A 12107-nucleotide genomic window follows, 5' to 3' on the forward strand; every position below is an offset into this window, starting at 1 on the left:
GGTTAAGCCTTGATTGAAATTGATCGAGGGAGAAGCCCCGATGTTCTATGACCTGAACGTCTTTAAGACAGCGTACGCAATGGCAACCCATGCCGGACAACGGCAGGCCGTAATAGCGCGCAACATGGCCAATGCGGATACGCCAGGCTATCAGCCGCGCGATATCCAGTCCTTTAAGGACGCTTTCGAAACCTCCGGTCGTAACGCGGCCATGATGGCCACGCGGCAGGGTCATCTGCACGGCGGGACCAGTGCGCAAGGTTGGGCCGAGTTCGATGCCGTCCCTTCCGGCGATCCCAACGGCAACGGCGTTTCCCTAGAAGAAGAAATGCTGAAATCGGTCGACGTGAAACGTCAGCATGACCGGGCGCTGGCGATCTACAAATCTTCGATGAACATTCTGCGTGCCAGCCTGGGTCGCGGGTACCCCTTCGGACAAAGCCGCACGTTGCGCGGCTTGATCGCACAGATCCCGTGTATGGGCATTGGGCGCGGCAAACACTGCCTGAGCCAGCGCGCCAAGCAGGAACATGATGAAAAACGAAAGCTTTCGAATTGGCATTCTGCCCGTCCGGGATTCTGAACTGTCCCGGCCAAGCTAGCCAATAATCGGTTTACAGAGGGTTATCGCCGCTTCAGTTTCGATCGATCCTACGCCCAAAGACAACGCTGGTATTGGTGCGCAGGACGCCGGGAATTTTTGCTAGGTCGTCGACCAGAATGTCCAGATCTTCCAACCGGGGTGCTTCAGCCGAAAGCATCAGGTCGAATTCACCGTTGATTGACAGACACAATTTGACCTCGGGGTAGGCTTCGAGCCGTTTGATGATGCGGGTCGTTTCTTTTTGCTGCACCTCCAGCATGACGATCACCTGAACCTTGGGTGTATCTTCCGTCGCCCCAAGGCGCACCGAATACCCCGTGATGATGCCGCGCTGTTCCATCCGGTTGATCCGCTCATGTACCGTCGTGCGCGCGACGCCCAGTGTGGCTGCGATCTGTGTGGTCGATGCACGCGCATTGGCTTGCAGTGCGGCGATGATACGACGGTCTAGCTGGTCCATTGGGGCTCCGGTATTCGATGAGTCCGCGTTTAGTGCAGATCGAAGCTCTTGCTCAAGGCTCACGCGGGAAGTGCGGGTGCAGATCGTCAATGATAATTGGATGTACATGCGGGCCTGACCCGGCCAGGTGCGGATGATCGGGCGGTAAATCTGGATGATCGTGGATGATCGGTTCTTGATCAAGCCGCGGCCAAAGGCTGATTGCACCTACAACGCCCACCACCGACAGTGTCGCCATGCTGCTGAGGGTAACGGTCGGCCCGTACACGGTCATCAGCCATCCTGCCAGTGGGTAAAGAACCAACCAGCAGCCATGCGACAGGGTGAACTGTGCGGCGAACACGGCAGGGCGGTCTTCGGGCTGCGCCGACCGGGTTAATAGGCGGCCCGAAGGTGTGAGCGTTGTGGAATACCCAAAACCTGTAAAGGCCCACAACAGGGTTAGCAGACCCAGTGACAAGGGAACAGTTACTGCGAAAACCGCAGCGACGGCCATCGATCCTGTAGCAAAAACGGCCCCCGAGAGCATGACGCGACGGTCCTCGATCCGATCCAGAAGGCGAGGCAAAGTAAAGGCTGCCAGCATCGATCCGCCTCCGAACCCGGCCAAGGCTATGGCCACGGCGCTTTCCGACAGGCCCAGATTGGCGCGCACGATGACCACAGTGTTGACGATCACCATCGAACTCAACGCGGCGGCGCTCCAACTGAGCGAAAGCAACCCACGCAACCGGGGTGTCCTCAGATAAATGCGAATGCCGCGTGTCGTGCGGTCATAAATGCCGCGGGGTTTGGTTGGCCTTGGTGAAGGCAGCCCGACTGAAACCACAAGTAAAGCAGAAGCCAAAAAACCCAATGCAGTGCCCCAGAACAGGCTGTTGAAGCTGACAAGCAGCAGCAGGGCTGCGGCAAACATGGGGCTGAGCAAGCTTTCCATGTCATAAGCCAAGCGCGACAGAGACAACGCGCGTGTGTATTCAGCCTCATCAGGTAACACGTCGGGAATCGTTGCCTGAAAGGCAGGCGTGAATCCCGCCGAGGCTGATTGTAGTACGAAAATCAATACATAGACCTGCCAGACTTCAGTTACAAAAGGCAGGCATACCGCAACAGCAGCGCGGATAAGGTCCAGAAAAACCAGCATTTTGCGACGATCCAGGCGTTCGGCAAATGCGGCCGCCAATGGGGCGACGGTGACATAGGCCACCATCTTGATCGTCAACGCGGTGCCCAGCACAAGGCCAGCGGCGTCCCCTGCCAGTTCAAAAGCAAGCAAACCCAACGCAACCGTGGCCAACCCGGTTCCGGTCAGGGCGACGATCTGGGCGAGGAACAGGTGGCGGTAGGTGCGGTTTCTCAGAATGCTCAGCATGGTTCAAAGGTATTTTGTAATCGTTTTGAAGTCTTCGATCCCGCTGCCACCGTCGTCAGAAGACAGGCAATGGTCGATATGATCATGGATCAAAGCACGCTTGGCATTGGTGACGGCCTTTTCAACAGCGAAAAGCTGCTGTGCGACGTCTGAACAGGGGGCGTGCTCTTCCAGCATGGCAATGACCTTGGCCAAATGACCGTGGGCGCGTTTCAGCCGGGCCGTGATTTGTGGGTGCGACTCATGTTTGTGATTTGGCATGATTTATCCTTATCCCCCCCTTGAGGATAAAATCAATTGCTTGGTGATGAAATGACCGCGATTTTTGGACGGCGTTGAGTTTATGGGCCAAACCGCCTATCTCGGAGGCGAAAGCGCTCAGAGGAATAGTTGCGTGGCGAACCATTTGTACAAAAACGATCTGCCAGACGGGCTGGATTTGGGGCCCATTGTGGCCATTGACTGTGAAACCATGGGGTTGAACCCGCATCGCGACCGCTTGTGCGTGATCCAGATGTCGGGTGGTGACGGCAACAGCCATATTGTTCAGGTTGAACGGGGCCAGACCGCAGCGCCGAACCTGTGCGCCATGCTGGAAAACCCCGACGTGCTTAAGCTGTTCCACTTTGGGCGTTTCGACATTGCCGCAATGTATCACACCTTTGGCGCGTTGGCTGCACCGGTTTACTGCACCAAGATCGCCAGCCGGTTGGTGCGCACTTATACGGACCGGCACGGGCTGAAAAACCTGTGCCAAGAACTGATCGGTGTCGATATCTCGAAACAACAGCAAATGAGCGATTGGGGCGCTGAAACCCTGACGGACGCTCAGTTGGACTATGCGGCATCGGACGTTCTGTACCTGCACCGCCTGCGGGACGAATTGAACAAACGGCTGGCCCGCGAGGACCGGACCGAGATGGCGCAGGCCTGTTTTGATTTCTTGCCAATGCGTGCGAAGCTGGACCTCGCCGGTTGGCCCGAAACGGATATCTTTGCGCACTCATGACCGATACCGAAGCCTTTCTGAGAACTGCCCGACAGGTTGTCACTGATGAAGCCCGCGCCCTTGACGTGCTGGCCGAAAGCCTTGATGAACACTTTGCCGAGGCTGTGCAACTGATCCTGCAAGCAACGGGTCGCATCATTGTCAGCGGGATCGGCAAATCAGGCCATATCGGTCACAAGATTGCTGCGACTCTGGCCAGCACGGGTACGCCGGCCTATTTTGTTCATCCGGCCGAGGCCAGCCATGGCGATCTGGGGATGGTATCCAAGGGCGATGTTGTCCTGGCGATCTCAAACTCGGGCGAGGCTCCGGAACTGGCCAACATGTTGGCATTTACCCGACGCTTTGGCATTCCGCTGATCGGCTTGTCCAGTAAGCCCCAGAGCACGCTTATGAAGCAGGCGGATGTACATCTGCTGATCCCGTCAATGGGTGAGGCATGTGGCTTTGGCATGGTGCCTTCGATCTCGACGACATTGACTTTGGCAATGGGCGATGCGCTGGCGATTGCTTTGATGAAGTACCGGGATTTCAAGCCCGAGAATTTCCGCGACTTCCACCCGGGCGGTAAACTCGGCGCGCAGCTCAGTAAGGTGCGCGACCTGATGCATTCGGATATGCCTGTTGTCGCATCGGGCACTCCGATGAGCGAGGCTTTGCTGGTCATGAGCCAAAAAAGCTTTGGTGTCGTTGGTGTTACCGATGACGCAGGCCGTCTGCTGGGCATTGTCACCGATGGCGATTTGCGTCGTAACATGGACGGGTTGTTGGACAAGAGCACGCAAGATGTAATGACCCGTGATCCGATGACCATTGCTCCCAACGCACTGGCCGAAGAAGCGGTCGCGATCATGAATGATCGCAAGATCACTTCGCTGTTTGTGGTCGACCCCGAGGCGGATGGACAAGCACAGGGCTTGTTGCATATCCACGATTGTTTGCGCGTCGGTCTGGGCTGAGGGGGGGCGAAGTGGACAGATATTCCCGCATGGTGCAGTTCCTGAAGGTCCTGTTGCCGCTTGCGGCCATCGTCTTGCTGTCCACTGTCTTTCTGCTGTCCCGCAGCATCGAAACAAATGTATCAGTGCCTTTCGCGCAAAATGACATTGATGAACGTCTGGCCCAGCAAGTCGTGACCCAGCCAAATTACCAGGGCACAACCCGCAAAGGCGAGGATGTGCAAATTGAAGCCACGCAGGCCACCCAAGGCAGCGAAGGGTCAACTCCGGCAGCGTCTGAATTCCGCGGCCGGTTTGGTTTACTGAATGGCGGAACGATCACATTGGATTCCAACTCTGGGTTAATTCGTCCGGATGAGGGCACGGCCACCTTTGTCGGCGACGTGGTGATCACCACAGCGGATGGTCTTCAGGTCACAACAGATCTGCTCAACACGTCGCTGGACGAAATTCGCGGCGACACACCGGGGCAGGTGAACGGAACCGGGCCGATCGGCAACTTTTCTGCCGGGCGCATGACCTTTGGAACTGAAAAAAAGGATGGTCCCGTCCATATTGTTTTTACAGATGGCGTGAAGCTGATATACGAGCCTGAAAAGGCAGAAAGATAACCTGTGTTCGATTTTCGTTTTGTTCCTCTGTGTCTCGCTGTAATTGTGGGTGCCGGGTCCGCGACTGCGCAAGAAGCGCAGGTGGCCTTTGGTTCTGCGAATGCCGACCCAAGTCTGCCGGTCGAGGTGACGTCTGAAACGCTGAATGTGAACCAGGAAGACGGCTCTGCCGAGTTCCTTGGAGATGTCATCGTTGTACAGGGTGAAATGCGGCTGACAGCTGAACGGGTTTTGGTGATCTACAATCAGGAACGCTCGGCCATCGAACGGATGGAGGCAAGCGAAAACGTGGTTCTGGTCAGCCCACCTGACGCTGCTGAAGGCGATTGGGCAGAATACACAATCGACTCGGGCGTGATCGTGATGAAGGGGAACGTCCTTCTGACACAGGGCCCCAGTGTTATCAGCGGCGATCAGATGAACGCCAATCTGACGACGGGTACCGCAACGATGACAGGGCGTGTCAAAACGATCTTGCAGCAGGGCAACAACTGATGGCGCGCCCCGAGCTTTCTGTGGCCGAGGGCAGTTCAGGCCTACGTATCGAGAAGCTGCGAAAGTCTTATCGGAAAAAGACGGTTATCCGAGAGGTTTCCATGACACTGGACCGGTCCGAGGTCGTGGCGCTGCTGGGACCAAACGGATCGGGTAAAACCACAACTTTCTATTCCGTGGCGGGTCTTGTGTTTCCCGAGGCGGGTAAAGTGACAATCGACGGCCAGAATGTCACGACCTTGCCGATGTATCGGCGCGCTCGAATGGGGATCGGCTATCTGCCACAGGAAATGTCGATTTTCCGCGGGATGAGCGTCGAGGACAACATCGCCGCCGTTCTGGACATCACTGTCGCACACGCCCATCGGCGCAAAGAGCGGCTGGAAGAACTGCTGTCTGATTTCTCTATCGAGCATTTGCGCCGGGCCCCGGCCTTGGCGCTTTCGGGTGGTGAGCGCCGCCGTGTCGAGATCGCGCGCTGTTTGGCAGCAGATCCGAAATATCTGCTCTTGGACGAACCCTTTGCAGGCGTCGACCCGATCAGTGTCGGGGATATTCGGCATCTGGTGGCTGACCTGAAAAAACGGGGAATCGGTGTTCTGATCACAGATCACAACGTCCGGGAAACGCTGGAAATTGTGGATCGCGCCTATATCCTGCATGATGGCCAGGTGCTGATGTCTGGCACACCTGATGAAGTTGTCGAAAACGAGAATGTGCGTCGGGTCTATTTGGGCGAAAACTTCCGTATTTCATAGGGTTGTGCTGAATGGCATCCGGTTCACGACGGAAATCGCGTATATACACGCCTGTTTTGATTGACTCTTCCTTCGTCTCTTGCCTCAATTGGTCTATGGCATTTACTCGGTTCCAGTCTGGATCTCGATGTCCCTTCTTCGAAGGGCAGGTTTTAAGGCAACCGCAGAAAATGTCGCGACCCCCCACCCGATAAAAACAAGTTCGTCGCGGACTGCGACGTCAGAATGGGTGTGAATTGTGAAGGAGATCACATGCGTTACCAAATCAGCGGAAAACAGATCGACATCGGCGCGGCCCTGCAGACACACGTGCAGACCGAGCTGGGCGAGGTTGTGGGCAAATATGCTCAGCGGCCAACAGATGCCAACGTCGTCTTTTCCCGTTCAGCGCATGAATATGTATGCGAAACAACTGTGCATCTGTCGACGGGCCTTACCGCCCAGGCCAAGGCGCACGCAACTGAGATTTATGCAGCATTCGAGGCATGCTGTGACAAGATGGAAACCCAACTGCGCCGCTATAAGCGCCGACTGAAGGATCACCACAAGGACCGTTCAGAGCCGGTTGAACTCTTTGGTGCGTCCTCTTATATCCTCGCCTCTGACGAATCGGACACGGCAAACGAACCCGAATCGCTGCAGCCCATGATTGTGGCTGAGATGGAGACGAAAATTCCGTCTCTGAGCGTTGGGGAAGCCGTGATGCAAATGGAACTTGCTGGCGCTCCGGTGCTGGTGTTCAGGAATGAGAACAAGGATGGATTGAACGTTGTCTACCGTCGCGATGACGGTAACATCGGCTGGATCGATCCGTAACAGGCAAGAAAACGGGACCGCACCCGCCAAGGCGGGTGCCGTTCCATGGAGCGTGATCATGGAGCTTTCGAGCATTCTCAAGCCCGAGGCAGTACGTGTACTCTCGGCCGCTTCCAGCAAGAAGCGGTTGTTTCAGGAAATCGGCGACGTCGCCGCCGCGACCCGGAGCCTTGATGCTCAGGCCGTCGTTGATTGCCTGCTTGAGCGCGAAAGCCTTGGCCCCACTGGCGTTGGGCATGGTGTGGCTTTGCCGCATGCGCGCCTGGCCGGGCTTGAAGCGGTTTCGGGCGTGTTTGTCATGCTGGAAAAACCCATCGATTTCGGGTCGGTTGATCGACAGCCTGTAGACATCGCTTTTGCGCTGTTTGCGCCGGAAGAGGCGGGCGTGGATCATCTCAAGGCGCTGGCATTGGTGTCGCGCACGTTGCGAGATACTTCGGTCTGCACCAAGCTGCGAGCGAACCCAGATCCGGTTAAGCTCTATGCGATATTGACCGAAGCTCAATCTATGCAAGCTGCTTAAAAGACTAAAAAAGCCCCCGTTTTCCGGGGGCTTTTTTAGGCAGATCTGGATCAGCCGCCGGATCCCATTTCCAGCGTCCACCAGATTTTTCCACCGCTTTCCTGATGCCAGGCGAACCCCATCTGGGTTGCCTTAGGGTCCATGATGACAGCGCGCGGTCCCGGTTCTTGCATCCAGGCTGCCAGTGTCTCGGTCTCGGTCTCGTAGGTTTCGGAAATGGCCTCGCCCAGAAATGTGCCGAAATACCCGACCCGCGCGGCCCGATCGATCGGCGAAGAACCATCTGACCCAAAGTGCCAGGGCCGGTTTTGTCGGGCCATATCCTTGGAATGCGTTGCTGCCGCCGCGTTAAGCTGAGAGTTCAACTGCACTGCCTGCAGACCCTGAGCCTGCCGCAGAGCGTTGACCGAATCCAACATACGGAACTGCAGCTTTTCCGGGTTGCCGCGAATCTTGTAAACCGTCGGCAAGGGGCGGCCATCTGCGCCAATGGCCGTGGTGCGGGTGTCAGTACATGCCGCAAGTGCGACAAAGCAAATCAACAGTAAAGAAACGATACGCGTCATGATCGACCTGATAATTGTGTTGTCACCCGGCATAGCGTGCCTGACTGCGCTGAGCAAACGTACATTCGTCATTACTCGCGTGATTCTGCCGGTTTGGTTTGCGACTGAAGCATTCTCGCAATAGAATAGGCCAGATTTCAGAACTCTCCAGAACACAGGACCCATTGTCATGGACAAAAAGCGTTTTCTGTCGCCCACACGCCGGGGGTTTCTGACCGGTGCTACCGCGTCGTTGGCGTCTCCGGCGCTGGCCCAGTACATTCCAGGTGATCCGCTGCGCCCCGCGCCTGAACCCGAGCCGCCCGTGCGTCGCAACGTGTCCGGTTTCCGGGCTTTGGACTGGCAGCCGTATTTCTCGAACACCAGAAACGGCGCTATTCTGGTCGATACCGTGTCTCGCGCGCTGCATTATTGGTCAGATGATCAATCCGTATACAAACTCTATCCATCTTCGGTGCCTTTGACCGAAGAGATGACCCGTCGCGGGCGCACCAGCGTGATCCGCAAAGTTGAAGGCCCCAGTTGGTCGCCGACACCGTCGATGAAGAGAAGAAATCCGGAATGGCCCGACTATATCCCGCCGGGGCCAGATAACCCTCTGGGAACGCACGCTTTATATCTGGGCTGGAAATATTATCGCATTCACGGCACCCACGATACGCGCAAAATTGGGCGACGTTCGTCGAATGGCTGTATTGGCCTCTTCAACGATGATATTGCTGAACTGTTTTCTATGGCGAAGGTCGGCACGCAAGTGTTGCTAATTTGACGACATTTTCCTTCGCGAAGCCGCTTAGCGCTCAAGTTGCAATTGCAATCCAGCGCCAATGCTGATTAGAAAAAAACACGAGGTAAGTCTTAGGTGCGCGGTTCCGGGCATTGGAACCGTGCAAATTCTGGAGGTTAATATGAAAAAACTCGTTCTCGCCGCAGCTCTGACCGCCGCAGCTTCGACCGCATACGCTGGCAACCTGGAAGAGCCGGTTGTTGAAGCACCTGTTGTTGTTGAAGAAACTCAAGGTTCGTCGCAGGGCATCATCCTGCCGCTGATCCTGCTGGTTGTTGTTGCTGCTGCTGTTGCTGCAAGCTAAGCCAACACGGAATTCTTGAAAAAGGCGGTGGAGCAATCCACCGCCTTTTTTATTTCCGACTGTTTGTCTCGGCCCTCGGGGATTCATTGTTGAACGAATCGCCCGTCCACCGTGGCGATCGCCCGAGCGAAATTATTCCAGCCAACCGCGCAGGTTATCTTCGACCACCTTCCCAAGGGCCGCTATGTGCGCATCGTCGTCGTTCAGGCATGGAATATAGGTGAAGGTCTCGCCTCCCGCCTCTTCAAAGCTTTCCTTGATCTCTTCGTTGATCTCTTCCAGCGTTTCGATGCAATCGGCTGAGAACGCGGGCGCGATGACGGCAATGTTTTTCTTACCCTGCTTTGCCAGATCCGCCACGTGATCCACGGTGTAAGGCTTCAGCCATTCCTCGGGACCGAATCGAGATTGGAAGGTCGAAACCAGTTGATCATCCGACCAGCCCAACCGCTCTTTCAGCAGACGTGATGTCTTGGCGCACTGGCAGTGATAGGGATCGCCTTGCTGAAGATAGCGATCTGGCATTCCGTGGTACGAACAGACCAGAATGTCGGGTTTTGTCTCCATTGCCGCATAGGCGCGCTCGACAGATTGCGCCAGCGCGTCGATGTAACTGGCCTGGTCGAAATAGGCGGGCACAGTGCGAGATGCTGGTTGCCAGGCCTCTTCCATCAACGCACGGAAGAACTGGTCATTGGCTGTGGCCGTCGTTGCGCCTGCGTATTGCGGGTAGAGCGGGAAGAACAGAATGCGGTCACACCCTGCCGCCACCATTTCACGTACCTTGGACTTGGTTGAAGGGTTGCCATATCGCATACAAAAATCGACCATCACCTGATCGCCATAGCGGTCATGCATCGCTGCCTTAAGCTTGGCGGTCTGATCCTTGGTGATCGTCATCAAAGGGCTTTCGCCTTTGTCGTGATTCCAGATCGATTTATAAGCTTCGCCTGAGCTAAAAGGCCGTTTGCTTAGGATTATGGCCTGCAGAATCGGCTGCCATTTCCATTTCGGATAGTCGATGACGCGCTGGTCCGACAGAAACTCGTTCAGATAACGGCGCATCGGCCAATATGTATAGTCATCCGGTGTACCCAGATTTGCCAGCAGAATGCCGACGCGGCCCATCCTGATCTTGGGATGATCCGTAGGAGCGTGTGCAGGGCGGATAGCGTCGAACATATGGGACTTCCTGAATTTCTTATGGTCCGGCCTGAGATAAGGGGATTTATCCGCACGTCAATCAGGCAGTTTGTCCTCGGTGGTGCGCAAGGCGTCAGCCAGACGGGCTTGGGCCGATCCTGGGCGCAGGGGTTTGGGTTGGCTATCGTGCGGCGACCAACCGGTCAGACAGATCAATTCGAAAGTGGCGGTCAAGCGGCCTGAGTCGGTCGAAAAGTGATCCGCATAGATACGTTGTGCGGCCTCGAACACGGTCCGTCTGGTCGGGCGTTTTAGCCGTGCAGACAAAGCGTTGGTTTCGCCCATATGGCGCAGATCGCGCATCAGATGCCAAATGTCGCGGTATTCCGCCGTCAGAGGTATCGAATCCGCCACGGGCAAGGCCAGACCTGCCCGTTGTAGCAGCCCGCCCAGATCTCTCAGCTCGGCCATTGGTGCGACACGGGGGCTCAGCCCGCCTGTACATTCGACTTCGGCTTGCCCCAAAGCCGCGCGCAGTTCGTGAAGTGTTTCGCCGCCCAAACATAAGACCAGCAAAAGCCCGTCAGGTTGCAGCGACCTGTGGCATTGAATCAGCTGCCCAACCGGATCATTTGCGCAATGCAGGGCCATCGCGTGGATGACCAGATCATGGGCGCCGGGCTGCAGTGCCAGAACGTCGTCATCCTGGACCAAGGTAGCTCCCGAAAAAATGCCGTCCCAAAGCTGTGGAAACGGGCTCACGATCGCAGGCGCTGTAAAGGCTTTGTTAACTATAGAGAGCCGATCCTGCGCCTCGTCAATCGCGGCGCGATGCAGGAAGAAGGCGTCATCCTGTGCACGTCCGCGGTGGCGCAGGATGGTTTTGCGATCAAACAGAGAGGGTGCGTTGGACTCGGGCAACTTCATAGCTCGCAAGTATCGCATCGCGCGGCGGATTCAAACCGCACTTGCACTGATTTACCCGCCTCGTTGTATGGGATGCGGCGCGCTTACCGCGTCAGATTTTGGCCTGTGCGGGGCGTGTTGGCGCGAAACGCCCTTTATTGGCGGCACCGTATGCGACAGCTGCGGAGTGCCGCTGATGGGCACACAGGATGGGTATCGGATCGAGTGTGACGACTGCCTAAAAGCCCCGCCGCCCTGGAAGGCTGGCAGATCAGCGTTGCTTTATGATGGAAAGGCGCGTGCGCTGATCCTGGCTTTGAAACATGGCGACCGGCCCGAGCTAGCCCGCCCGGCAGCGCGTTGGATGGCGCAGGCAGCGCATGAGCTGTTGCGACCGGATATGGTGATTGCCCCTGTGCCGCTGCATTGGTCCCGTCTACTCAAACGGCGTTACAATCAATCGGCCCTGTTGGCGCAGCACCTGGGTCAGGACAGTGGGCTGGACTGTGTGCCGGACCTGCTGGTGCGAAAAAGACGGACACAGGTTCTGGATGGCAAAACGGCGCAAGAACGGGCCGAGATCCTGAAAGATGCGATTCGCATCCACCCGCGCAGGGTACAGCGTCTGAACGGCCGGGACGTGTTGCTAGTGGATGACGTGATGACATCTGGCGCAACACTGGCGGCCTGCGCCCGTGTATGCCAGGCTGCAGGAGCAAATCATATTTTCGTGTTGGCTCTGGCGCGCGTTGCCAAGGATGCCTAATTCGCCCAAGATTGCGCGAAACCCAAAG

17 protein-coding genes and 1 pseudogene are annotated in these 12107 nt (G+C 56.5%); 12 read left to right on the forward strand and 6 right to left on the reverse strand.

Features of this window, described 5'->3' with window-relative positions:
- Positions 1-40: 40 nt before the first annotated feature.
- Positions 41-421, forward strand: a pseudogene (locus GOV91_RS16800) (FlgB family protein); the annotation flags it as partial.
- Positions 422-635: 214 nt separating this feature from the next.
- Here GOV91_RS16800 and GOV91_RS16805 read toward each other — a convergent pair.
- From GOV91_RS16805 to GOV91_RS16815, 3 genes are read right to left on the reverse strand one after another with little or no spacing between them, the layout of a single operon-like run.
- Positions 636-1064, reverse strand: coding sequence for an Lrp/AsnC family transcriptional regulator (locus tag GOV91_RS16805; RefSeq protein ID WP_171181099.1), 429 nt, complete (start codon positions 1062-1064; stop codon positions 636-638).
- A 52-nt stretch (positions 1065-1116) separates the two neighbouring features.
- Complete coding sequence (locus GOV91_RS16810; protein ID WP_171236361.1) at positions 1117-2436, reverse strand: MFS transporter; 1320 nt, start codon at positions 2434-2436, stop codon at positions 1117-1119.
- Positions 2437-2439: 3 nt separating this feature from the next.
- Entirely contained in the window at positions 2440-2697 is a 258-nt protein-coding gene (locus GOV91_RS16815) for a metal-sensing transcriptional repressor (RefSeq protein WP_171236362.1), read from the reverse strand.
- A gap of 133 nt (positions 2698-2830) precedes the next feature.
- Between GOV91_RS16815 and GOV91_RS16820 the strand changes: the two genes are divergently transcribed.
- The 7 genes from GOV91_RS16820 (at position 2831) to GOV91_RS16850 (ending at position 7607) form a co-directional block, all read left to right on the forward strand.
- A complete protein-coding gene (locus GOV91_RS16820; protein WP_171181112.1) occupies positions 2831-3445 on the forward strand; it encodes a ribonuclease D in 615 nt (204 codons plus the stop codon).
- On the forward strand, positions 3442-4404 hold the full coding sequence (locus GOV91_RS16825; RefSeq protein ID WP_171181114.1) for an SIS domain-containing protein: 963 nt from the start codon (positions 3442-3444) through the stop codon (positions 4402-4404). The genes GOV91_RS16820 and GOV91_RS16825 overlap by 4 nt, the downstream gene beginning before the upstream one ends.
- 11 nt (positions 4405-4415) lie before the next feature.
- Complete coding sequence (lptC, locus tag GOV91_RS16830; protein ID WP_171181116.1) at positions 4416-5015, forward strand: LPS export ABC transporter periplasmic protein LptC; 600 nt, start codon at positions 4416-4418, stop codon at positions 5013-5015.
- Positions 5016-5018: 3 nt separating this feature from the next.
- Positions 5019-5510 carry an LptA/OstA family protein gene (locus tag GOV91_RS16835; RefSeq protein ID WP_171181118.1) on the forward strand — a complete coding sequence of 164 codons (492 nt, stop codon included), beginning with the start codon at positions 5019-5021 and terminating at the stop codon, positions 5508-5510.
- Complete coding sequence (gene lptB, locus GOV91_RS16840; protein WP_171181120.1) at positions 5510-6268, forward strand: LPS export ABC transporter ATP-binding protein; 759 nt, start codon at positions 5510-5512, stop codon at positions 6266-6268. The genes GOV91_RS16835 and lptB overlap by 1 nt, the downstream gene beginning before the upstream one ends.
- Before the next feature lie 252 nt (positions 6269-6520).
- A complete protein-coding gene (hpf, locus tag GOV91_RS16845; protein ID WP_171181122.1) occupies positions 6521-7084 on the forward strand; it encodes a ribosome hibernation-promoting factor, HPF/YfiA family in 564 nt (187 codons plus the stop codon).
- A 58-nt stretch (positions 7085-7142) separates the two neighbouring features.
- Entirely contained in the window at positions 7143-7607 is a 465-nt protein-coding gene (locus GOV91_RS16850) for a PTS sugar transporter subunit IIA (RefSeq protein ID WP_171181242.1), read from the forward strand.
- 50 nt (positions 7608-7657) lie between these two features.
- Here GOV91_RS16850 and GOV91_RS16855 read toward each other — a convergent pair whose 3' ends face one another.
- Positions 7658-8173: a CAP domain-containing protein gene (locus GOV91_RS16855; RefSeq protein ID WP_171181124.1), complete on the reverse strand. Its 516-nt coding sequence runs from the start codon at positions 8171-8173 to the stop codon at positions 7658-7660.
- On the opposite strand from GOV91_RS16855, the gene GOV91_RS22825 reads away from it, so the two are divergent.
- The 3 genes from GOV91_RS22825 to GOV91_RS16865 all read left to right on the forward strand — a co-directional run bounded on the left by GOV91_RS22825 (position 8172) and on the right by GOV91_RS16865 (position 9264).
- Positions 8172-8297, forward strand: coding sequence for a hypothetical protein (locus tag GOV91_RS22825; RefSeq protein ID WP_256368706.1), 126 nt, complete (start codon positions 8172-8174; stop codon positions 8295-8297). The two genes, GOV91_RS16855 and GOV91_RS22825, sit on opposite strands and share 2 nt — an antisense overlap.
- A 45-nt stretch (positions 8298-8342) precedes the next feature.
- On the forward strand, positions 8343-8942 hold the full coding sequence (locus tag GOV91_RS16860) for a L,D-transpeptidase (protein WP_171181126.1): 600 nt from the start codon (positions 8343-8345) through the stop codon (positions 8940-8942).
- A 139-nt stretch (positions 8943-9081) separates the two neighbouring features.
- On the forward strand, positions 9082-9264 hold the full coding sequence (locus GOV91_RS16865) for a hypothetical protein (RefSeq protein WP_010442520.1): 183 nt from the start codon (positions 9082-9084) through the stop codon (positions 9262-9264).
- A gap of 132 nt (positions 9265-9396) precedes the next feature.
- On the opposite strand, the gene hemH is transcribed toward GOV91_RS16865, so the two are convergent.
- Both hemH and GOV91_RS16875 read right to left on the reverse strand, forming a co-directional pair.
- Positions 9397-10446, reverse strand: a complete 1050-nt coding sequence (gene hemH / locus GOV91_RS16870; protein ID WP_171181128.1) for a ferrochelatase — start codon at positions 10444-10446, stop codon at positions 9397-9399.
- Between the two features lie 57 nt (positions 10447-10503).
- Complete coding sequence (locus GOV91_RS16875) at positions 10504-11334, reverse strand: SAM-dependent methyltransferase (protein WP_171236363.1); 831 nt, start codon at positions 11332-11334, stop codon at positions 10504-10506.
- On the opposite strand from GOV91_RS16875, the gene GOV91_RS16880 reads away from it, so the two are divergent.
- On the forward strand, positions 11315-12079 hold the full coding sequence (locus GOV91_RS16880; RefSeq protein WP_254440703.1) for a ComF family protein: 765 nt from the start codon (positions 11315-11317) through the stop codon (positions 12077-12079). The two genes, GOV91_RS16875 and GOV91_RS16880, sit on opposite strands and share 20 nt — an antisense overlap.
- Positions 12080-12107 lie beyond the last annotated feature (28 nt).

Source organism: Ruegeria sp. HKCCA6837 (assembly GCF_013034475.1).
GTDB lineage: Bacteria > Pseudomonadota > Alphaproteobacteria > Rhodobacterales > Rhodobacteraceae > Ruegeria.

Bases quoted from the DNA above. Each gene is read 5' to 3' on its own strand.
- GOV91_RS16805 (WP_171181099.1), bottom strand. From the start codon at position 1,064: ATGGACCAGCTAGACCGTCGTATCATCGCCGCACTGCAAGCCAATGCG.
- GOV91_RS16810 (WP_171236361.1), bottom strand. From the start codon at position 2,436: ATGCTGAGCATTCTGAGAAACCGCACCTACCGCCACCTGTTCCTCGCC.
- GOV91_RS16815 (WP_171236362.1), bottom strand. From the start codon at position 2,697: ATGCCAAATCACAAACATGAGTCGCACCCACAAATCACGGCCCGGCTG.
- GOV91_RS16825 (WP_171181114.1), top strand. From the start codon at position 3,442: ATGACCGATACCGAAGCCTTTCTGAGAACTGCCCGACAGGTTGTCACT.
- lptB (WP_171181120.1), top strand. From the start codon at position 5,510: ATGGCGCGCCCCGAGCTTTCTGTGGCCGAGGGCAGTTCAGGCCTACGT.
- hpf (WP_171181122.1), top strand. From the start codon at position 6,521: ATGCGTTACCAAATCAGCGGAAAACAGATCGACATCGGCGCGGCCCTG.
- GOV91_RS16850 (WP_171181242.1), top strand. From the start codon at position 7,143: ATGGAGCTTTCGAGCATTCTCAAGCCCGAGGCAGTACGTGTACTCTCG.
- GOV91_RS22825 (WP_256368706.1), top strand. From the start codon at position 8,172: ATGATCGACCTGATAATTGTGTTGTCACCCGGCATAGCGTGCCTGACT.
- GOV91_RS16855 (WP_171181124.1), bottom strand. From the start codon at position 8,173: ATGACGCGTATCGTTTCTTTACTGTTGATTTGCTTTGTCGCACTTGCG.
- GOV91_RS16860 (WP_171181126.1), top strand. From the start codon at position 8,343: ATGGACAAAAAGCGTTTTCTGTCGCCCACACGCCGGGGGTTTCTGACC.
- GOV91_RS16865 (WP_010442520.1), top strand. From the start codon at position 9,082: ATGAAAAAACTCGTTCTCGCCGCAGCTCTGACCGCCGCAGCTTCGACC.
- hemH (WP_171181128.1), bottom strand. From the start codon at position 10,446: ATGTTCGACGCTATCCGCCCTGCACACGCTCCTACGGATCATCCCAAG.
- GOV91_RS16875 (WP_171236363.1), bottom strand. From the start codon at position 11,334: ATGAAGTTGCCCGAGTCCAACGCACCCTCTCTGTTTGATCGCAAAACC.